Raw genomic sequence first — 19,256 nt, forward strand, 5'->3', positions numbered from 1 at the left:
CGCACTGTAGCGGCTTAACGACGCTCGCGGGAAGGGCCTCAGATGGCGTCTGCCCCACGGTCGCCCGTGCGGATGCGAACGGCCTGCTCAATGTCCGAAACGAAGATTTTCCCGTCACCGATGCGTCCGGTGCGTGCCGATTCGGCAATCGCTTCGACCACATTGTCGACCATGCCGTCCTCGACGACGACCTCGATCTTCACTTTCGGCAGGAAGTCGATGACATATTCGGCGCCGCGATAAAGCTCCGTATGGCCCTTCTGGCGGCCAAAGCCTTTGACTTCGGTGACGGTGATGCCGGACACGCCAACGTCGTGGAGGGCGTCCTTCACATCGTCCAACTTGAACGGCTTGATGATCGCTTCGACCTTCTTCACCTCGCCCCCGGCACTTTGACTTGGTGACCCGATCATGCCCAATCAGGGCCGCATTTGGAAGGCAGTGGGCCGCACAAATCGATCGAAAGCCTGAAATGAAAGCCATCATCCTCTCCGCCGGCCAGGGCTCGCGGCTCGGACATCTGGTCGACGGCCGTCCTAAGTGCCTGATCGAGTTCAGCGGACGCACTTTGCTCGACCGCCAGCTCGACACATTGGAGGCGAATGGCGTGCACGAGGCGGTCGTCGTTACCGGCTTCCACGACGAGCTGGTCAACGAGGCGATCGCGAAGCGGACCGGCGGCCCGAAGGTCCGGACGATCTTCAATCCGTTCTACAAGGTCGCCGACAACACGGGCTCACTCTACATGGCGCGCGAGGAACTGAGCGGCGATTGCCTGGTATGGAATGGCGACACGCTGGTTTCGCGCGACCTGATGGCCAAAGTTGTCGGCAACGACCGGTCCGGGATCTGCGTCACCATCGACCGCAAGGAGGGCTACGACGACGACGACATGAAGGTCGTCGCCGACGACGACGATGGCCGCCTGCGCGCAATCGGCAAGCGCATCACCGAAGGCGTCAACGCTGAGTCGATCGGCTTGCTCGCGTTCCGCTCAGGCGGCGCCGAGCAGTTCCGCGGCGCCATCGAAAAGGCGATGCGCACCAGCGAGGGGACCACCATCTGGTACCTCCGCGTGATCCACCACCTCGCTCAGACCGGAGAAGTGTGGACGCTCGACATCAACGGCGCGGAATGGGGCGAGGTCGACTTCCCGCCGGACGTGGAGGCGGCGCAAGACCTGACGGCCCGGTGGGATGCGGCGGCGGAGGCGGTTGCCGCCGAGTAGGAGTGTCAAGCTGGGCGGAGAGCGGTCGACGTGAATCTATTCACTCGCTGTTTCCAGCCGTCTGGCACGGGACGGCCGCAAGAAGAAGAGAAGCAATTGGTTTCAGATGGCCCAATCCGCCTCCAACCAGATCTTGGTCGTATCGGTCGCGAACATGCTGGCATGATAGCGCGCAAGGCGGGCTGACAGCGCCAGGCGTTTCTTCTTCACGCTCGCCAGTAGATCCAATTCCTTTCCGTAGCGCTGATCGAGCCGATCGGAATTGAATCGGTGATAAGTCACTGTGATGTCGAACGTATCGAAGGGCGCGAATTTTTTGGAGCTGTAGCCCGCGCTCCCGTAGAAATCCCGAAGCCCGTTGGGAGGGGTGGTCGTGAACTTGTCCGCCCAGCCGTTGAATTTGAACAAGCTGGCAAGCGGCGTTTGCACGCTGGTCAGCGGCAGACCCTCATCGGCTCCAAGAACCTCATAACCGGCGCCGATACTAAACCCGCGATACCCGGATAAGGTCGCTTCGGCTAACCAGTACCTCGCGGAATAATCGTTGGGATTTCGACCGTAGTTGCTCTGACGGGCACCGCTCAAGGCATAAGTGACCTTGCCGACGCCCTTGATGGCTACAGACCCCGCCATCCTTGCGCCGTAAGTCTGACTGGAAAGCCGAAAGCCCTGAACGGCAAGCTCGTCCTGGTCGACGAAATAGGCAAGACGGTCAGCGTAACCGGAACGCTTTGGTACCCTGCCAAGGCGAAGACATTATCGCCTGAGACAGCCTGCTGTCTGGCGCCCTGGCCGTGAGTCCCGTTCACCGTTCTGTCCGACCAGGCGTATGTCAGGTCCGCAAAGGGGCCGTTCGCTTTGCCGAGCTGAATTCGGGCCGCATCGAACGTTTGCTGGTTCTGACGAAAGTTGGACGATCCGACAAAGCGCTGGTCGGCGAGTTCCAGAACCTGGCGCCCTAACGTCGCAGTGTGGCCCTTCCCGTCGGCGTAGCGCATCTGCACGCGAATGAGCTCAACGTTTTGCGGATCAACCACCACCGGATGATCGAGGCGGCCGTTGGTACCGCTGTTGTAATCATCGACGAGGGCCGCAGTCGCCTCCGCCTCTGCCAAGACGGACCAAGGCCCGGCGGACAATGACACTCCCGGTCGGATGCGCATCGTGAAAGCCCGCGCATCGTCAGGAAGCCCGTCTTGTTCCACATGCTCGTATCGGACCCGAAGGTCGATCAGCGGCCGGAGCGCGAAGGTCTCGGCATTTGCCGCACCCGGAATCAGCAATGCTGCTGCTGCCGCCAAGTACTTCATTGCAAATCCTTCGCAGAAATGCCGCCCGCCCGGGTTTAGAGAGAGACGAGGCGGGCGGCGGGAGGTCAGGCGGCGTTTTGCACCATGCTGCCCTCAAGCTTGTCGAGCTCTCCGGATTCGCGAGCCTTCTTGCCGTAGACGTACTCGAACAGCGGTCCGGCCATCATCGTCGTGACGATGGCCATCAGCACCATCATCGAGAAAAGCGTCGGACCGATGATGCCCTTCTGAAGTCCGATGTTGATTATGATCAGTTCCATGAGCCCGCGCGAATTCATCAGCGCGCCGATGCCGAGCGCAGTGCGATTGTCTTCGCCGGACAGCCGCGCGGCCGCCCAACACGCGCCGAACTTGGCGGCGATCGAGATGGCCAGGATACCGAGTGCAATCAGCAGCAGCGGGATGGAGTTCACCATGTCCATCCGAGTGTTGAGTCCGGAGTAGGTGAAGAACATCGGCAGCAGCATTACGACGGCAATCGGCTCAACCTTTCGCTTGAGCTCCTGGACGAACAGGCCGCGCGGCATGAAAGCGCCGAGCAGGAAGCCGCCGAAAACGGCGTGGATGCCGATCGCGTCCATCAGGAATGCCGACAGGCAGTAAAGCACTAGCGTTACGGCGAGGACCGTGTTGGTCATCTCGCCCTTGGCTTCGACCGCTCGCCCGAGCGGTGCGAGAAGGCGCTTGCCGAACAGGATCATGAAGGTCGCATAAAGCGCGCCGCCGCCGATCGCGATGACTGCTACGCCTGGCCCCGCGCCGAATGTGGCGAGCACGATCGCAAGCACGCACCAGGAGACCGCATCGTCAAACGCCCCGGCGGTCAGCGAGAGCGTGCCGAGCGAGCTGTTGTTCAGTCCGCGCTCGTTGATGATACGAGCCAGCATCGGGAATGCCGTGAGTGCGATGCAGGCGCCCATGAACAGGGTGGCGTTCCACTGGCTGATCCCCGGCGTGAACAGGCCAGGCACGGTCAATAGAAACGGCGTGATCAAGATCGCGAACAGGAATGGCGTGGCGATCCCCGCAGCAGATACGCTGGCCGCACTTCTGGCCTTCGTCTTGAAGTGATCCAGCTGAAGCGTCGTGCCGACGAGGAACATGTACAGGCCGACACCGAATTGTGCCCCCGTGTAGAGAACACTCTTCGTCTCCTTCGGGAAAAGCGCCGCCTGGAAATCGGGAAAAGCCAGGCCAAGCAGAGAGGGGCCGAGGATGACTCCGGCGATCATCTCGCCGACGACCTGAGGCTGGCCCAGGAACTTCTGGCCGAGCCAGCCGACGGCGCGGCAGGCGAAGATGATGACCGCAAGCTGGAGGAAGAAGTGAATGCTATAGTCGCCCGGCGAGAAGCTGTGCGAGGCGTTCACTGCCGGCCCATGCGCACCCATGATGTCCCCGAACGCCTTGACTGTCTCGCTCCAAAGTCCCGTCACTATTCAGCCTCCCCCGCCGCCAACCGGTCGTCGAACAAGAGACAGGAAGGTGGGAAACTCCATCGCGCACAACAGTGAATTGTTAGCGCTAACGGCGATTTCGGCACTTTGTGCAATTTTTGTTGCGAGGACGACACGAAGTAGTAACGTGCCTACGTTTTATCGCCTGAATTGTAGGTATGTAGGATCATTGGAGCCGAACTTTGAAGAGCTTCGGAAGCCGCGAATTCAATCAGGATGTGAGCCAGGCGAAGCGAGTCGCGCTGTATGAGCCTGTCTTCGTGACCGACCGCGGAAAGCCGACCCATGTCCTGTTGAGTATCGACGCCTACCGCCACCTCGTGGGCAAGACGGACACGATCGCCGACCTCCTGAAGTCCTCCGAAGCGATAAGCGCCGAGCCTGACTGGCGTTCGGCGGGGCCCTGGGCGCGGAAGGGCTAGGCGTGCACCTGCTGGACACCGGCGTAGTCTGGGCTATGCGCGGCCATGACTCCGCTCAGCCAGACGAACAATTGCTGGAGTGGGTATCGGGGCAGATGCCGAGCACGCTCTACGTGTCCGTCGTTTCCCTGATGGAGTTCGAGAACGGAACGCGGTCCATGGAGCGAAAGGACAAACTGTCTTCCGCCGCAATCCGTGAATGGATCGACACGCGCTTTCGCCCTGCATTCTCAGGAAGGATCATTCCCATCGACGAAGCCGTCGTCCGACGCTGGTCGCATATGGGCTATTCGGATTTCCGCGATGGCATTCTTGCCGCAACGGCGGTGGAGCATGGCCTGGTCATCGCGACGCGAGAGCCAGGCAATTTTCGCACCGGAAAGGTCAAGACGATCAACCCGTGGACCTACACGCCCGACGCGGACGACCTCGACTGGCGGCGCGCGTCGCGAAGCGCCCCGATCTGGCTCAAGAGTCTCTTTGTCCGCGCCTGATCAGGCGGCTTCGGTAAGCTCGGAAACGAGATCGCGATGGGAAGGCAGGTCGCGCGCGGCCTTCTCGCCGAAGGCCTGGATGCGCTCGAAAAGCCGCTGAGCGGCCGCGACTTTCGGGAAGTCGGACCGGCCGGCCGACAGATCGGTCTGAAACTCCATTCCGTAGAGAATGTACTGATAATTGAAGAAGGCGAAGCTTTCGACATCGAGGATGAAGTCGAAACGTCCCGGCGGGCGGTAGCGCCACTGTGCCAGGAGCTCGCGCAACTCTTCCGGGATAGTCGCCGGATCGGCATTCTCACGCCAGAAGGGCTCTTCCCGCTTTGACAGGCAGTAATGGAGTTTCAAGAACTTCACGATGTTCTCGAACCGCGCCGACATCAGCTGGTTGAAACGGCGTGCCGGGGCGTCGACGGGTCCGTAGTGCGGGAATAGCTCGGCGATCATTCCCACCGCCGCTTCGATCAGCACAAGGCCCGTCGCCTCCAGCGGCTCGACGAAACCCGCCGAGAGCCCAACCGAGACGCAATTCCGCACCCACTGCTTCTGGCGATAGCCCGGCTCGAATGCCAGGATGCGGACATTGGCTTCTATGAACTGCGGTCCGATGTAATCGCCAAGGATGGCAACGGCGCGGTCGTCGTCAATGTGATCGCCCGAATAGACGCAACCGATCCCGCGCGACCCGGCGAGGCCGATGTCCCAGGTCCAGCCGCCCTCATGCGCGGTCGCCAGCGTGTAACTTTCGATCGGCGCATTTGGCGTGCTGTACGGAATCTTGCAGGCGGCGGCCCGGTTGGTGAAAAGCCGATCGCTAACGGACTCTAACGGGCTGCCCAGGGCCCGTCCGATCAGCTCGGCGCGGAAGCCGCTGCAGTCGATGTACAAATCGGCGTTCAGCTCGCTTCCGTCCTTCAGAACCACGCGGTCGATGGCGCCGTCATCGGTCAGTTCCGCATGCTCGAGTTCGCCTGAGATATGGACCACGCCCAATTCCTGCGCTCGTTCGGCGAGAAGGCGTGCCAGGCTGTGGGCGTCGACATGATAGGCATAATTGAGTGGGCCGTCGAAATCCGGCTCACCCGGCCGCTTCGGTCCGCGCTTGGCGCCTGCCACGCGGTCCTGGATGGTGACGGCCTCGGCAAAGGAGGGCCGCGAGTTGGACTCCTGCAGCAGCCAGTATGGAACGAGGCTGGTTTCCTCGGAATAGAACGGGGCTTCGAACGGGTGGAAGAAATGGTGCCGCTTCCCGGGCTGGGGCGCGTGGAGCCAGTCGTTGAACAGAATGCCTTGCTTGAACGTCGCGGACGACTGGCGGATGAACTTGCGCTCATCGATGTCGAGGAAGCGCAACGTTTCTCGGATCGTCGGAAAGGTCCCCTCGCCAACCCCGATAATGCCAATGTCGGGCGATTCCAGCAGAGTGATCTTCAGATGCGGGTTGTCCTGCAGCGCGAGCGCCTTTGCGAGGTACGCGGCCGAAAGCCAACCGGCCGTTCCACCGCCGACAACCAAGATATTCCTGCTGACGCTATCCATTTCGTTCGCGATAGCGGGCTAATCGTTCTGAGAACATAGGAACGACGCGTCCCGACCTTCCCTACCTGGTGGCAGAAATGGGTCGAAAGCAGACGGTGGACGAGCGTCTAAGAGGTGGGAGGCAAAAACCTGCTGACCACATCACGCGCCAGCCGCGCCGGACGCTGCGTCACCGCGTCGAGGCAGCACCAGCAGCTCTTCACTTCGCTGAGCACGTCCTGCCCGCGCCGGACGACCGTGGTGAAGTAGGCGCGAGCGCCCTCGACCTTCTCCGCGATCACCTCCGCGACGACATTGTCCTGGAGGAAGGTCGGCTTGCGGTAGGAAATCTCATGCTTGAGCGCGACCCACAGGTGCCGCGCCACCGCGTCGGGCGGAGCGACGCTCTGCCAATAATCGATCACGGCGTCCTGAACCCATTTCAGGTACACGGAATTGTTGACATGACCCATGTGGTCGATGTCGGACGGATCGATCGCGACCGGGTGTCGAAACATGTGCAAGCTCGTGCTCATGGGAGACAAACTCCCATTAACTGACAAAAGTGTCAATTAACTGTTAGTTCCGACGCGCCTCAGAAATAGGGCGGGTGGTCGAGACCGGCCGGGCTCTTCGTGAAGATCTCGCAACCGTCCTCAGTGATCCCGATCGAATGTTCGAACTGGGCCGACAGCGAGCGATCGCGGGTGACGGCGGTCCAGCCGTCATCGAGCATCTTCACGTCAGGCCGGCCGATGTTGATCATCGGCTCGACGGTGAAGAACATGCCCGGCCGAAGCTCCGGACCGGTGCCGGGCCGGCCGGCGTGGACGACTTCAGGACTGTCATGGAACAGGCGCCCTACCCCGTGCCCGCAAAAATCGCGGACAACCGTATACCGGCGAGCTTCCGCGTGGCGTTGAATCGCAGCGGCGATGTCGCCCAGGCGGTTGCCCGGCTTCGCCTGCTCAAGGCCGAGCATCAGGCATTCGTAGGTCACGTCGACCAGCTTGCGCGCCTTCAGGGGCACGTCGCCGACCAGGTACATGCGGCTGGTGTCGCCGTGCCAGCCATCGACGATTGGCGTCACGTCGATGTTGACGATGTCGCCGTCCTTCAGCTTCCGGTCTTCCGGTATGCCGTGGCAGACGACGTGGTTGATCGAGGTGCAGCAACTCTTGGTGTAGCCGCGATAGCCCAGCGTCGCCGGAATGGCCCCTTCACGAAGCATGTGCTCGCGAACGATGTCGTCGAGCGCCGCTGTCGTGACCCCGGGGACGACGTGCGGTACCAGCGCATCGAGAATCTCGGCGGCCAGGCGGCCCGCCTTTCGCATGCCCTCGAATCCCTCGGGCCCGTGAAGCTTGATCTGGCCGTTGCGGGCTTCGACCCGGTCCTCGGCACCAACGGTGATATAGTCGGTCATTCCCAGCAACATAGGCGAAGGATGCCGAATTTGCACCCGCGACTTGCCGAAAAGTCACTTTGAACTTGGCTGGGTCCGGCGCGTATGGGCGTCCTATGGCTGAAGAAAAGGTCTGGACCGCTGCGCTCCTCGTCATCGGCGACGAAATCCTGTCGGGCCGCACCCAGGACAAGAATATCTCTCAGGTCGCGGTCTGGCTCAATGTGCAGGGCATCCGGTTGGAAGAGGTTCGCGTGGTGCCGGACCACCAGGCTCGCATCGCGGACGGCGTCAATGCGCTGCGGACCGCCTACGATTATGTTTTCACCACCGGCGGGATCGGCCCAACCCACGACGACATCACCGTGGATTCGATCGCGGCAGCATTCGGCGTGCCGGTGATCGTTCACCCGAAGGCCAGGCAGATCCTCGAGGATTATTACGTCACGCGCGGCGGCGTCAGCGAGGCCCGGCTCCGCATGGCGCGGGTCCCCGAAGGCGCCGAGCTCATTCCCAACCCGACCTCCGGCGCGCCCGGCGTGAAGATGGAGAACGTCTACATCATGGCCGGTGTGCCGAGCATCGCGGCCGCCATGCTCCAGGCGCTCGACGGCAAGCTCGAAGGTGGACGGCCCGTCCTATCCGCCACGGTGGGGGCATACGCACCCGAAAGCGACGTCGCCGACCTGCTGCGCGAAACCGAGGAAACGCACACCGGCGTAGCGATCGGCAGCTATCCGTTCTTCAAGGAGGGCCGTTACGGCGCCAATTTCGTGGTAAGGTCGGACGACGGCGACCTCGTCGACCGCACCTCGGCCGACCTCCAGCGTCGCCTCTCGGAAGCCGGCTACGAGCCGTATCCAGGCGGCCTCTAGAAAAGGCCTATTTCAAGCTCCGTAGCGACAATGTAACGCTGACGCCGAGGGGGCGTCGGCGGGATGTCGAACGAAGAGCGTCAGTCGACGGTTTTCCTGAGCTATGCGCACGCCGACAAGGCTCGCGCCCAGCGCATTTCGTCAGCACTCGAAAACGCCGGCTATACGGTCTGGTGGGACCAACTGATCGAAGGCGGCTCGCAGTTCGCCAGGTCCATCGACGAGGCGCTGGACAAGGCGGATGCGGTGGTCGTGCTGTGGTCGAAGAACTCGATCGATTCCGACTGGGTCCGCGACGAAGCCTCCCACGCCCGCGACCGGAAGAGGCTGGTTCCGGTTTCGATCGACCGAAGCACCCCTCCCCTCGGTTTCCGTCAATATCAGATGATCGATCTGTCGCGGTGGCGTGGGAAGGCGGATGCTCCGGAAATGGAAGCGGTCGGACGTGCGATCGCCGCGGCTGTCGGGCAGCAACCCTTGGCGCAACTCACGAAGTCCCAGCCGGTCAATCGACGCAAGGTCCTGATCGCTGGAGGAGCAGCGGTGGTGGCGGCCGCAGGAGGTGCCATCGCTTGGCGCGGCTGGTTCGGCGGCTCTCAACCCGAGGCGCGCAGCATTGCCATCCTGCCCTTCAAGAATCTCAGTGGCGATCCGGCACAGGCCTTCCTGTCGGACGGGCTGACTGAGGAAATCCGGTCGACACTCGCGCGCAACGCTGGCCTGAAGGTGCTCGCTGGCACGACGTCGGCAACCATCAGCAAGGATGACACAGACGCGAAATCGATCTCCCGCAAGCTCGGGGTCGGATATTTGCTCGACGGTTCGGTTCAGCGCTCCGGAGACCGGGTCCGCGTCTCGACCAACCTCACCAATGGTGAAACCGGCTTCTCCGAGTGGTCGCAGAGCGTAGATCGCCAGGTCGGCGACATCTTCGCATTCCAAAGCGAGATCGCAAGTAACGTATCGAATGCCCTGTCCGTCCAGATGGCGACCGACGCGCCGTCGCTTGGCGGGACAGAGAACGCAAAGGCTTATGAGGCCTACCTTCGCGGCAAGGCGCTCTACAATCTGGCCAAGAACGAAGAGACGGATCGCGAGGCGCGGGCGAATTTCGAACTGGCCGTGGCATCCGACCCGAACTTCGCGCTCGCCCATGCGGCATTGTCGCGAGTCCTCGCTTCGCTTGCATCGCAAAGCGCCAAGGCCAATGAGCTCAAGCCGCTTTACACCGCCGCGGTGCAGCAGGCGGAACGCGCCATCGATCTAGCCCCAAAGCTGGCCGATGGTCACCTGGCACTAGGATATTCGAAGTTTGCGGGTTTCCTCGACGTACGGGGCGCGAAGCCGTCGTATGACCGAGCCTATGAGTATGGCCGAGGCGATGCAGATATCGTCCTCCTCTATGCCTTGTACGTCGTGCGCGCACGGCGCTTCGCGGAGGCGCGCGATGCAATCGAGCGAGCGCTTGCGCTCGATCCGCTCAATCCGCGCACGCATCGCGCTTCCGGGCTGATCGCCTATGCATCGCGTCGCTACGGCGATGCCGTTGCTGCCTATCGGCAGGCTCTTCAGCTGAACCCGGAAATCTCGAACGCCAATGCCTTCATGGGCAATTCGCTGATGCTGATGAACAAGCTGCCGCAAGCACGTGCGGCCATCGCGTCGGAGAAGAGCGACATGTTCAGGCTGACCAGCCAGGCGATCCTTGAGCATCGCTTCGGAAATCCGGCGGCTGCGCAGGAAGCGTATGCCGAACTCGTCACCAAACTGGGCGATGCCGCGGTCTATCAGCAGGCCGAAGTCATGGCCCAGTTCGGCAGGACTTCCGAAGCGATCGACCTCCTGCGCCGGGCGCGCGCGGTGGGCGATGCCGGTTTGACCGCAATCGCCACAGATCCGATGCTCGACCCCATCGCTCGCGACCCGGACTTCGTGCGGCTCGTCAAGGAACTGGGCTTCGCATGACGAGGGCTATCGCGAGAGCCGGATTCGTGAGATTTTCCGCGCTCCCGTGAGGAGAGCGGCCATGCTGATGCACGACGATTTGGGATTCTCGGCTTTCGGACCGGAGGATGAAGACGACCGTGGCGATCCGGGCGATCGTGGAGATCCAGGCGATCGCGGCGATCCCGGTGATCGCGGCGATCCTGGCGACCGCTAGCGAAGTTCGCTGACCGACGGGTCGCTCGCCATCGCGCGAGCGATCCAGTCGCGGAAATGCTCATTGTCGATGCGCAGGTAAACGCCCGCGCTGTCCGGGCGGTAGCAGCCCTGCCCCCAGTTCACGATCCCCACGAGCCTCGGCTCGTCCCCTTCGAGCACGAGCGGTCCGCCGCTGTCGCCGGTGCAGGTATCCGCATCGTCGCCGGGCGTCCGGCCGGTGGCGCAGAGCTGATATTCGGGGACGTTCTGGTATTGCGGATAGTCGGCGCAATCGACCGTTTTCAGGTCGACAGACGTAAGTTCCGCCTGGAAGCCTGAGCCCTTCTTCTCTTCGAGCTGACCCCAGCCGGTCGCATAGACATCGACGTCCGGCTCGAGGGGCGGGCCATCGTAGAGCGCGATCGGTGAAATTGGGCCGGCGTTGACGGGGTTGGTTTCAGGATCCGCGACGAAGTGGACCAGCGCGATGTCGTAGGCATGCTCCTTCTGGTTCCAATCGGCATGACGAACCATCCGGTCGATCCTGAAGGTCACGCCCTCGTCATTGTCGATATAGTCGGCGCCCAGCCTGACACGGTGCCCGTTATCGATCCGCGCCTGATTGATGCAGTGGGCCGCGGTCAGCACCCAACCCTGCGCGATCAGGCTCCCGCCGCACTTGTGAGCGAGGTCCCAGCCATCGCGGCCGCTTTCCTTGTCTTCCTGGGTCCAGACCGGATGGCCGCTGTAGATCTGCACCTGCCACGGCGTTGCCCCAGTCGTACCCTCCTGCTGCTCGTCAGGCGGGCCGGCCTCCTGCACCGAAAGCGCAGCAGCAGCGAGAAGAAACAGCAACATGGACAGTCCCCCGACATGGCCAGGCTGGAGCGGGTAACGGGAATCGAACCCGTACGTTCAGCTTGGGAAGCTGACAGGCTACCACTACATCATACCCGCTCGGCAGCGCGTCCGAATTAGGTCTTGCCTCTCCCACCGTCAACGCGCTCTACTTGAACCGTGGGGGCTACCGAACATCAGCCGGTAAGGGTCGAAGCCGCAGCGCTTCACGACCGCGCTCTTCGCTATTTCGATTTCGTTATGGTCGCGTTCGTGACGATCCTCCTCCTTTCCAACGTGCTCGGCGCGGGCAAGGTGGCGACAGTCAACTTGCCGGCTATCGGCGACTGGCCGTTCGGTGCCGGCATCCTTTTCTTTCCTTTGTCCTATGTCATCGGCGACGTGCTGACCGAGGTCTACGGCTATGCTCGCGCCCGCCGCTGCATCTGGGCCGGAACGACGGCCCTCGTATTCATGGCCTTCATGGCCACGGTCGTTGTCGCCTTGCCGCCAGCGCCAGATTGGGGAGGCCAGAGCGCCTACGAGCAGGTCTTCGGACAGGTCCCGCGGATCGTATTCGCTTCGATCATAGCGTTCTGGGCAGGCGAGTTCGCCAACAGTCTCGTTCTCGCCAAGATGAAGGTCTGGACGCAGGGAAAGCATCTCTGGACGCGAACCATCGGCAGCACCGTCGTCGGTCAGGGTGTGGATAGCCTGATATTCTACCCGCTAGCATTCTGGGGGGCCTCCGGGTGGACCAACGACCTCGTCGTCAAGGTGATGTTTACGCAGTGGGTGCTCAAGGTCAGCTGGGAAGCTCTCTTGACACCGGTTACCTATCTGGTTGTGGGCTTCCTGAAACGCCGCGAAGGCGTGGATGTCTTTGACGAACGGACAGATTTCACGCCGTTCCGCGCCAAGATTTAACATTTGTTATCCGTGTACCGCGTTCTATTGACCTTCAATCTCTGGGGGGTGCAGCGTGGGAAGCGAAAATGGGTCAGGGCTCGGTGGGCCGCAGCTTCCCCGGCGCAACGCACGCGTTCCATTGCAGGCCGAAGTCCAATTGAGGCGCAGCGGCCAACGTCATTACATGGTCAATGTCTACGATATCTCTCCGGAAGGGTGCCGGCTGGAATTCGTTGAAAGACCTCGCCTGGACGAGACGGTTTGGGTGAAGCTGGGGTCGCTTGAATCGATTGAGGCGAATGTCTGTTGGGTTAAGGGGCACGATGTCGGTGTCGAGTTCGTGCGTCCGATCCATCCTGCCGTATTCGCGACGACGGTCGAGAAGCTGAAGAGAGGCTGATCCAGCCGCAGGGGTGAGGCCGCCCATTGGCTGGACACCGACATTAATTCGGCGTTTATTCACTTCGAGAATCGTCTCGCGGCTCGGCAAGACCGCTGCGATTCTTACCCTTGCTTGTCACAAGGTTGAAGCGGTTCGGGGCCTTCGCGCTCCGGGCCGCTTCTCTTATTGCGCTGAGATTCCCGCTCAGGTCGTCCCGCTCAAAACCTTTTGTTCACTCTCCTCAAGCATGAGGGGACGAAGGCGAAATGAATCAGACCGTTGCACAACCCGTTGGTCAGCCCGACCGCAGGCGCGCCGAACGAGCCGCGCTGCGGCTGAGCGCGACCATGCGAGAGGCCGGCCGCGCCCGTGTCGGCGTCAGGGTGATCGATATCTCGACGCACGGCTGCAGGGTCGAGGCGACCAACGTACCGCCTGCCGATACCTGGATCTGGCTGAGCATTGCGGGCCTTGAAACCCAGTATTGCCGGGTCGTCTGGCGCGCCCAGGAATTCGCCGGCTTCGAGTTCGTAACTCCGCTCGCGGAAGCCGTTCTCGAGAGACTGCTGCAGGATCAGCATCAGCTGACCGAATCGACGATCAACGAGCTCCGCGACATCGCCAACCGGACTCACCGTCTCGCGACCAATCAAACCGGTTCGGACACCGAGACCCTCGCCGAGCTGTCGAAAAAGTGCGCCGTGGAAGCGGTGATCGAGGGTTTCCGGCTCAGCGAAGCCAAACCCGGCGACAAATCAACACCCGCCTGAGGCTAGGCCTCTCCCGCCGGCGGCTGACCCAGGGCGGCGCCCCGGTCAGCCTCCAGCCAATCCAGATCACGCAGCCTTGGCGCTCAGGATCGCGCCGAGGCCACCCTCGGCTTCGATGCGCTCGGCCAGGCTGCCACGCGGAAGATCGTGCTTTAACGCCCATGCGAGGACCGATTCCAGCTGGGAGATGGTTGCCTCGTCGCACAGGCCGTCAAATGCCAGCTTGACCACCGGCTTCATCGGCGAGCGGAGCTGGATCTTGAGCCCTTGGGCTTCGACCAGCTTCAGATATTCTTCTGCATTTTCTTCAGCATCGAGCGCGAAGTCATAGGCAGCGCTCAGTCCTTCATACAAAGCAGCGTTAGCGCGCAGCTTCGCCGCCCGGGCTTCGTCCGCCTTCGAGCGAACTTCCGACAATCTGGTCTGCATGAATCCCTCCGGTACGGAATTTGAAACTTCTGGTTCGGGCTCAGTCTCTTCGACGCTCGCCGCCTGCGGCTCTGGCTCGGCCTCGAGTTCCTCGACGTAGCCTTCGGCTTCGACCGGCAACTCCTCGGGCTCGACGTGGTCTTCGGCTTCCGTCAGCGCTTCCTCAGGCTCGACTTCGCTTACCACCTCCGGCTCGGCCTCTCGGACCGGCTCGGTCGGCAACTTCGAGTCCATCTGGACGACGTTGCCATAGAAGTTTCCGACCCCGGCAATGGCGTCGAAGATTTTGGCGAAGCCAGGACGCTTTTCGCTGACGGGGTCCGGAGCGGGCTCATCGTATTCGGATTCGCTCGAAGCTTCCTCGTACTCGGGCGAATGCTCCTCCACATCTGCGATCGCTTCGGGCTCCTCGACCAGCTCGGCTTCGACCTGGACGGGTTCGTCTTCGACAGGCTCGGGCGCGACTTCGGCGACTTCGTCTTCGATGACCGGCTCGGCCTGCACAGGTTCCTCGGACGGCTCCCGCTCCACGACCTCTTCCGGTGTCGAGGACTCCTCAACCTTGGCGTCACCAGCAGCCAGGCTCACAAAGCCATAGACGTAGTCGACGTAGGTACCGGTCGAGCTGAAGGGCAGTAACGTCACGCCGCAGCGGGTGGTCCCCGCCTCGCTCACAAATTCGTCCTCGAACGCGATGGCCTGGCGGGCGCTGGCCACCGCTGGAAGCTGCTTCGCAATGCAGGCGAGCAAGGACGGCGATGCGGCCTGGCTAATGCTTTCGATCTTGGGCCCGTCCTTGAGCGACTGCCCGAGATGGCGGATCTCCGCATCCTCGCCGCCGCCGATCAGCTCGAGAAGGAGGCTGGAGGGACCCGCGTCCGAGATTTCGAGGGGATCGAGGTCGCGGATTGGGGGAAAATGGCGATCACCGCGGATTGACAACCAGTAGTTGTATACCGTCGCATGACGGCGCCGTTCGGCCGCCGTGACACTTTCCAACTTGCTCAGCAGGACTTCCGCCGACGAATCCTCGGCTGCCTTCATGGCTGGAGCAGGCGCACCCATTGATAACCCTCCGCACTTTCCCGCTGGAGGTTCTGCGCCCCTGTTTCTTAGAAAAGGTTAAATCTGCGGCGATTTTAATCGCTTCGCCCGCATCTGCTCCGGAAATGCGCCATTTCGGGTCGGTTCCCTTCAGAAGCCGTGAAAAGTTCACGCGCCTCCTGACTCTTTGCCGCGCTTCGGGAATCGCTTCGTGCAGGCCGCTTTCGCGGCGAATCACAACTCAGACGAGGTCATGATGGCTACCGACGCGGGCAAAATTCTTTCGCGCATCAAGGACGAGGAGATCGAATGGGTCGACCTCCGCTTCACCGATCCGAAGGGCAAGTGGCAGCACCTGACCATGGCGTCGGGCCTGATTGACGAGGACCAGCTGACCGACGGCTTCATGTTCGACGGAAGCTCGATCGCTGGCTGGAAGGCCATCAACGAGTCCGACATGATCCTGAAGCCGGATCTCGAAGCGGCCTACATCGATCCTTTCAGCGCAACGCCGATGCTCGTTCTGTTCTGCAATGTCGTCGAACCCTCGACCGGCGACCTCTACAGTCGTGATCCACGCTCGACCGCTACCCGCGCTGAGGCCTATCTCAAGCAGACCGGTATCGCCGACACCGTCTATGTCGGTCCGGAAGCCGAGTTCTTCATGTTCGACGATGTCCGCTTCGAGGACGGCTACAGCGCCTCGTCCTATCGAATCGACGACATTGAGCTGCCGACCAACACCGGTCGTGAATATGACGGCGGCAACCTCGCCCATCGTCCGCGCGCCAAGGGCGGCTACTTCCCGGTTGCTCCAGTCGACAGCGCCCAGGACATCCGCGCCGAGATGCTCTCGACGATGATCGAGATGGGCCTTCCTTGCGACAAGCATCACCACGAGGTTGCGGCCGCGCAGCACGAGCTTGGCCTGACCTACGGCGAACTCGTCACGACCGCCGACCGCATGCAGATTTACAAGTATGTCGTGCACATGGTCGCGCAGGCCTACGGCAAGACGGCGACCTTCATGCCGAAGCCGATCGCCCAGGATAACGGGTCGGGCATGCATACCCACATGTCGCTGTGGAAGGGCGGCAAGCCGCTCTTCGCGGGAAATGGCTATGCGGGCCTAAGCGAGACCGCGCTCTACTTCATTGGCGGCGTCATCAAGCACGCCCGTGCGCTGAACGCGTTCACGAACCCGACGACCAACAGCTACAAGCGTCTGGTGCCGGGCTTCGAGGCCCCGGTCCTCCTCGCTTACTCCAGCCGCAATCGCTCGGCGTCGTGCCGCATTCCGTACGGCACGGGCGAGAAGGCGAAGCGGGTGGAATTCCGCTTCCCCGACGCTCTCGCCAACCCTTACCTTGCCTATGCAGCGCTGCTAATGGCCGGCCTCGACGGCATCCAGAACCGCATCCATCCGGGCGACCCGATGGACAAGAACCTGTACGACCTGCCGCCGCAGGAGCTGGTCAACGTTCCGACCGTTTGCGGATCGCTGCGTGAGGCTTTGGTCAACCTGCAGAACGACCGCGCCTTCCTGACCAAGGGCGACGTGTTCAGCGAAGACCAGATCGATGCTTACATCGAACTCAAGTGGGACGAAGTGATGCGCTGGGAGACCACGCCGAGCCCGGTCGAGTTCGACATGTATTATTCGTCGTAAGGCTCACGTCTTATTAACTGAAGTCAGTCATTTGGTGGCCTCATGAGTGTCGAGGCCCCGCGTAACAGCTTCAGAGCGGCGATTCTGAGCGGCGAGAAACCCGCCCTGGTCGTCACCGACAAGAATTCGCAGCTCGAGGGGGCTGGCGGCGAGCTTGGGAGCGTGCGCGTTCCGCGGGCAGAAACGCGGCGCGGCAACCACCGCGGCGTCAATCGCCACCGCCTCGACAGCGAATCCGCCATGCTCTTGTTCAAAGGCGAACCTCGCCCTGTAGAGGTCGTGAACCTTTCGAGCGGCGGCGCCATGCTTCGTTGCGACATCACCCCGCGCCTCTGGGACCTGGTCGAGCTACAGCTCGGTGAAGGTCTTGGGCTCGAAGGCGCGGTGCGCTGGATCAAGGACGGCGCGATCGGCGTCGAATTTGCTCACGAAACGCGAATCGAATGCGATCGCCAGCAACGCGCCGAGCTGCTTCTCTCGGTCATTCAGCGGAGCTTCCCCGACGATCACGTGCGGCTCGATGAGCTGGACGTCGAAGAGGACGTCGAGGCCGTCGAGGAAGATCTCGGCAACCGCGACGAAAAACGCCACCCGCTGATCTGGAAAGGCGAAATCCACTACGCGCACGACAGCAACCCGGTGCGGCTAAGGAATGTTTCCGCCGGCGGTGCCCTCGTCGATGTAGCCGTCGACGATTACCCGATCGGCGCCGAAGTGCTCCTCGACCTTGGAGATGCCGGCCAGTTCTTCACTATCGTGCAGTGGGTTTGCGGCGACCAGGCTGGCCTTCGCTTTGTCCAACCGTTCGACCTTGCGTGCCTGGCCAACGCACGGCCGGACGTGATGCCCCACAGCTGGACCGTCCCGAGCTTCCTGCACGCCGACGATGACGACGATTCCCCGTGGAGCGAAAAGTGGGGACGCAGCTCGATCGATGAGATCCGCACCGACCTCGAAGGCTTCCTCAAGCGCTGACGCGCACGAAAACGATGCCGGTCCGATCCTCACGGATCTTCTTCCAATCATGGTCATGCTCGAGCAGCGCGACCAGCTTCTTGTAACGGTGGGGCAAGATCGCCCAGCGGATTCCCCATTTGTCGACAACCTGATCGAGCATCGCGGCGTCGCCGTCAGTGATCTTCTTGTATCCGATGACGAGTTCGTCCCCGTACATGTCGCCGCGACCGTCGACGTACGGCTTGATCCCCGACAGAAGCAAAGGGCCGCCCATCACGTAGCCATTGAGCACGGGCTGAGACCGAAGTTCGCCCGGGACTGACGCGATCAGCTTCCACGGGTTGGATTCGACTTCATCAGGCGTGATTGGCCATGCGAGCCGTATCGCGATCAAGACAAGAGCGCACCCGCTGGCGGCCAACCAGACTGGCCTCGTCATCTCAGTTTCCCGCGGAACCGTGGCGAAGGCGGCGGGCAGGAGCACGGCGGACACGATCGCCAAGACTGCCTGATGCCTTGTCTGCAGGAATGCGAGGGCGAGCAGGAAAGCGAGAAGCATCCATCTCACCGGATGCATCTTTGGCCGCTTCCACACGATCAACGCAGCAACCGCCAGAAGGAGGACGAAGAAGAAGGGAGTCCGTTGCGGACTGGACGGCTTCCACTCATCGATGAAGGGAAGCATCGAGAGATTGGCAATCCGGAGGGGGTGCAGAACGCCCTCTATGCCGTTGGCATTGACGAGCACCGCTATGGCGAGGAGCAGTCCAAACAGCCCCCATTGCCGGAACGCCCGAGCGCGACCATCCGGCTGCCAGATCGCCTCGAGCCCGAACGCCGCTGCGACGACAAGCCCCATCACGAAGCTGCCGTGCATGTTCGCCCAGACGACCATCAAGAGCGCGGCCGCCAGCGGCGGGGCACGGTCGCGCTCTCGCGCCCGGATCATCAGCACTGTCCAGAAGGCGAGCAGCGCCCAGGCGAACAGATGCGGCCTGGCCAGCAAGGACGGAATGAGGATTGCATCCATTGCCAGGACGACGCCGAGGGACGGGAGCGGTCGCACCGATCGCAGGGCATTGGTGAAGACGATTGCGTTCAGCGCGACCAGCGCCGCCGTGGCCAGCGCGCTGATGCCGCTATATCCCGCCATGCGATACGCGGCGGCGAGCGGGACTTCCGCGCCCCACTCAATCGGGACCCAGGGACGGTCGGCCCAGGAGAAGGAAAACGGGTCCGTCTTCGGGATCGTGCCATGCGACAAAATCCATTCGCCTGTGGCGATGTGCCAGCTGACGTCACCGTCGTTGAAGATTGTCCTCGAACCGCCGAGCGTGATCGGGACCAGGAGGATCGCGATGACCAGGACCAGGTAGAATTTCACGCGGTCAGCGGGCTGGAGAGCCAA

20 protein-coding genes and 1 tRNA gene are annotated in these 19,256 nt (G+C 62.1%); 10 read left to right on the plus strand and 11 right to left on the minus strand.

Annotated features, from left to right (window positions below):
• Window positions 1-38: 38 nt before the first annotated feature.
• Entirely contained in the window at window positions 39-377 is a 339-nt protein-coding gene (locus ABD928_RS02250) for a P-II family nitrogen regulator (protein ID WP_187714271.1), read from the minus strand.
• A gap of 95 nt (window positions 378-472) precedes the next feature.
• On the opposite strand from ABD928_RS02250, the gene ABD928_RS02255 reads away from it, so the two are divergent.
• Complete coding sequence (locus ABD928_RS02255) at window positions 473-1,228, plus strand: phosphocholine cytidylyltransferase family protein (RefSeq protein ID WP_187714272.1); 756 nt, start codon at window positions 473-475, stop codon at window positions 1,226-1,228.
• A 102-nt stretch (window positions 1,229-1,330) separates the two neighbouring features.
• Here the strand turns inward: ABD928_RS02255 and ABD928_RS02260 are convergent, their stop codons facing one another.
• The 3 genes from ABD928_RS02260 to ABD928_RS02270 all read right to left on the minus strand — a co-directional run bounded on the left by ABD928_RS02260 (window position 1,331) and on the right by ABD928_RS02270 (window position 3,929).
• Window positions 1,331-1,861 (minus strand): hypothetical protein, encoded by a 531-nt coding sequence (locus ABD928_RS02260; protein ID WP_317617517.1) that lies wholly within the window; start codon window positions 1,859-1,861, stop codon window positions 1,331-1,333.
• Complete coding sequence (locus tag ABD928_RS02265; RefSeq protein ID WP_317617518.1) at window positions 1,846-2,538, minus strand: alginate export family protein; 693 nt, start codon at window positions 2,536-2,538, stop codon at window positions 1,846-1,848. The genes ABD928_RS02260 and ABD928_RS02265 overlap by 16 nt, the downstream gene beginning before the upstream one ends.
• A 65-nt stretch (window positions 2,539-2,603) precedes the next feature.
• Window positions 2,604-3,929 (minus strand): cation:proton antiporter, encoded by a 1,326-nt coding sequence (locus tag ABD928_RS02270; RefSeq protein ID WP_187714273.1) that lies wholly within the window; start codon window positions 3,927-3,929, stop codon window positions 2,604-2,606.
• A gap of 248 nt (window positions 3,930-4,177) precedes the next feature.
• On the opposite strand from ABD928_RS02270, the gene ABD928_RS02275 reads away from it, so the two are divergent.
• Window positions 4,178-4,417, plus strand: coding sequence for a type II toxin-antitoxin system Phd/YefM family antitoxin (locus tag ABD928_RS02275; protein ID WP_187714274.1), 240 nt, complete (start codon window positions 4,178-4,180; stop codon window positions 4,415-4,417).
• Window positions 4,418-4,419: 2 nt separating this feature from the next.
• On the plus strand, window positions 4,420-4,911 hold the full coding sequence (locus ABD928_RS02280; protein WP_187714275.1) for a PIN domain-containing protein: 492 nt from the start codon (window positions 4,420-4,422) through the stop codon (window positions 4,909-4,911).
• Here the strand turns inward: ABD928_RS02280 and ABD928_RS02285 are convergent, their stop codons facing one another.
• The 3 genes from ABD928_RS02285 to map form a co-directional block, all read right to left on the minus strand.
• Entirely contained in the window at window positions 4,912-6,450 is a 1,539-nt protein-coding gene (locus ABD928_RS02285) for a tryptophan halogenase family protein (RefSeq protein ID WP_187714276.1), read from the minus strand. It lies immediately after the preceding gene.
• 107 nt (window positions 6,451-6,557) lie between these two features.
• Window positions 6,558-6,965, minus strand: a complete 408-nt coding sequence (locus tag ABD928_RS02290) for an acyl-CoA thioesterase (protein WP_187714277.1) — start codon at window positions 6,963-6,965, stop codon at window positions 6,558-6,560.
• Window positions 6,966-7,024: 59 nt separating this feature from the next.
• Window positions 7,025-7,855: a type I methionyl aminopeptidase gene (gene map, locus ABD928_RS02295; RefSeq protein WP_187714278.1), complete on the minus strand. Its 831-nt coding sequence runs from the start codon at window positions 7,853-7,855 to the stop codon at window positions 7,025-7,027.
• A gap of 95 nt (window positions 7,856-7,950) precedes the next feature.
• Here map and ABD928_RS02300 point away from each other — a divergent pair, with 95 nt between their 5' ends.
• Both ABD928_RS02300 and ABD928_RS02305 read left to right on the plus strand, forming a co-directional pair.
• Complete coding sequence (locus ABD928_RS02300) at window positions 7,951-8,709, plus strand: competence/damage-inducible protein A (protein WP_187714279.1); 759 nt, start codon at window positions 7,951-7,953, stop codon at window positions 8,707-8,709.
• A 63-nt stretch (window positions 8,710-8,772) separates the two neighbouring features.
• Window positions 8,773-10,674 (plus strand): TIR domain-containing protein, encoded by a 1,902-nt coding sequence (locus ABD928_RS02305; protein ID WP_345165668.1) that lies wholly within the window; start codon window positions 8,773-8,775, stop codon window positions 10,672-10,674.
• Between the two features lie 192 nt (window positions 10,675-10,866).
• On the opposite strand, the gene ABD928_RS02310 is transcribed toward ABD928_RS02305, so the two are convergent.
• The gene (locus tag ABD928_RS02310) at window positions 10,867-11,709 is read right to left on the minus strand and encodes a S1 family serine peptidase (protein WP_345165671.1); all 843 of its coding nucleotides are present in this window, start codon (window positions 11,707-11,709) and stop codon (window positions 10,867-10,869) included.
• 25 nt (window positions 11,710-11,734) lie between these two features.
• Window positions 11,735-11,808 (minus strand) — tRNA-Gly (locus ABD928_RS02315).
• A gap of 60 nt (window positions 11,809-11,868) precedes the next feature.
• On the opposite strand from ABD928_RS02315, the gene ABD928_RS02320 reads away from it, so the two are divergent.
• The 3 genes from ABD928_RS02320 to ABD928_RS02330 all read left to right on the plus strand — a co-directional run bounded on the left by ABD928_RS02320 (window position 11,869) and on the right by ABD928_RS02330 (window position 13,749).
• Entirely contained in the window at window positions 11,869-12,615 is a 747-nt protein-coding gene (locus ABD928_RS02320; protein WP_345165674.1) for a queuosine precursor transporter, read from the plus strand.
• A gap of 55 nt (window positions 12,616-12,670) precedes the next feature.
• Complete coding sequence (locus ABD928_RS02325) at window positions 12,671-12,997, plus strand: PilZ domain-containing protein (RefSeq protein WP_345165677.1); 327 nt, start codon at window positions 12,671-12,673, stop codon at window positions 12,995-12,997.
• A 248-nt stretch (window positions 12,998-13,245) separates the two neighbouring features.
• Window positions 13,246-13,749 carry a PilZ domain-containing protein gene (locus ABD928_RS02330; RefSeq protein ID WP_187714286.1) on the plus strand — a complete coding sequence of 168 codons (504 nt, stop codon included), beginning with the start codon at window positions 13,246-13,248 and terminating at the stop codon, window positions 13,747-13,749.
• A gap of 66 nt (window positions 13,750-13,815) precedes the next feature.
• Here ABD928_RS02330 and ABD928_RS02335 read toward each other — a convergent pair whose 3' ends face one another.
• Window positions 13,816-15,243 (minus strand): PAS domain-containing protein, encoded by a 1,428-nt coding sequence (locus ABD928_RS02335; RefSeq protein ID WP_187714287.1) that lies wholly within the window; start codon window positions 15,241-15,243, stop codon window positions 13,816-13,818.
• A gap of 235 nt (window positions 15,244-15,478) precedes the next feature.
• Here ABD928_RS02335 and glnA point away from each other — a divergent pair, with 235 nt between their 5' ends.
• Both glnA and ABD928_RS02345 read left to right on the plus strand, forming a co-directional pair.
• Window positions 15,479-16,891: a type I glutamate--ammonia ligase gene (glnA, locus tag ABD928_RS02340; protein WP_187714288.1), complete on the plus strand. Its 1,413-nt coding sequence runs from the start codon at window positions 15,479-15,481 to the stop codon at window positions 16,889-16,891.
• Window positions 16,892-16,933: 42 nt separating this feature from the next.
• Window positions 16,934-17,866, plus strand: a complete 933-nt coding sequence (locus tag ABD928_RS02345) for a PilZ domain-containing protein (RefSeq protein WP_345165682.1) — start codon at window positions 16,934-16,936, stop codon at window positions 17,864-17,866.
• On the opposite strand, the gene ABD928_RS02350 is transcribed toward ABD928_RS02345, so the two are convergent.
• Window positions 17,856-19,256: a hypothetical protein gene (locus tag ABD928_RS02350; RefSeq protein ID WP_345165686.1), complete on the minus strand. Its 1,401-nt coding sequence runs from the start codon at window positions 19,254-19,256 to the stop codon at window positions 17,856-17,858. The genes ABD928_RS02345 and ABD928_RS02350 overlap by 11 nt on opposite strands.

This window comes from Sphingomonas daechungensis, from assembly GCF_039543105.1.
Lineage (GTDB): Bacteria > Pseudomonadota > Alphaproteobacteria > Sphingomonadales > Sphingomonadaceae > Sphingomicrobium > Sphingomicrobium daechungense.

Excerpts from the sequence above, each read along its gene's own strand:
- ABD928_RS02255 (WP_187714272.1), top strand. The coding sequence starts at position 473 with ATGAAAGCCATCATCCTCTCCGCCGGCCAGGGCTCGCGGCTCGGACAT.
- ABD928_RS02260 (WP_317617517.1), bottom strand. The coding sequence starts at position 1,861 with ATGGCGGGGTCTGTAGCCATCAAGGGCGTCGGCAAGGTCACTTATGCC.
- ABD928_RS02265 (WP_317617518.1), bottom strand. The coding sequence starts at position 2,538 with ATGAAGTACTTGGCGGCAGCAGCAGCATTGCTGATTCCGGGTGCGGCA.
- ABD928_RS02270 (WP_187714273.1), bottom strand. The coding sequence starts at position 3,929 with ATGGGTGCGCATGGGCCGGCAGTGAACGCCTCGCACAGCTTCTCGCCG.
- ABD928_RS02285 (WP_187714276.1), bottom strand. The coding sequence starts at position 6,450 with ATGGATAGCGTCAGCAGGAATATCTTGGTTGTCGGCGGTGGAACGGCC.
- ABD928_RS02290 (WP_187714277.1), bottom strand. The coding sequence starts at position 6,965 with ATGAGCACGAGCTTGCACATGTTTCGACACCCGGTCGCGATCGATCCG.
- map (WP_187714278.1), bottom strand. The coding sequence starts at position 7,855 with ATGACCGACTATATCACCGTTGGTGCCGAGGACCGGGTCGAAGCCCGC.
- ABD928_RS02300 (WP_187714279.1), top strand. The coding sequence starts at position 7,951 with ATGGCTGAAGAAAAGGTCTGGACCGCTGCGCTCCTCGTCATCGGCGAC.
- ABD928_RS02305 (WP_345165668.1), top strand. The coding sequence starts at position 8,773 with ATGTCGAACGAAGAGCGTCAGTCGACGGTTTTCCTGAGCTATGCGCAC.
- ABD928_RS02310 (WP_345165671.1), bottom strand. The coding sequence starts at position 11,709 with ATGTTGCTGTTTCTTCTCGCTGCTGCTGCGCTTTCGGTGCAGGAGGCC.
- ABD928_RS02330 (WP_187714286.1), top strand. The coding sequence starts at position 13,246 with ATGAATCAGACCGTTGCACAACCCGTTGGTCAGCCCGACCGCAGGCGC.
- ABD928_RS02335 (WP_187714287.1), bottom strand. The coding sequence starts at position 15,243 with ATGGGTGCGCCTGCTCCAGCCATGAAGGCAGCCGAGGATTCGTCGGCG.
- glnA (WP_187714288.1), top strand. The coding sequence starts at position 15,479 with ATGGCTACCGACGCGGGCAAAATTCTTTCGCGCATCAAGGACGAGGAG.
- ABD928_RS02345 (WP_345165682.1), top strand. The coding sequence starts at position 16,934 with ATGAGTGTCGAGGCCCCGCGTAACAGCTTCAGAGCGGCGATTCTGAGC.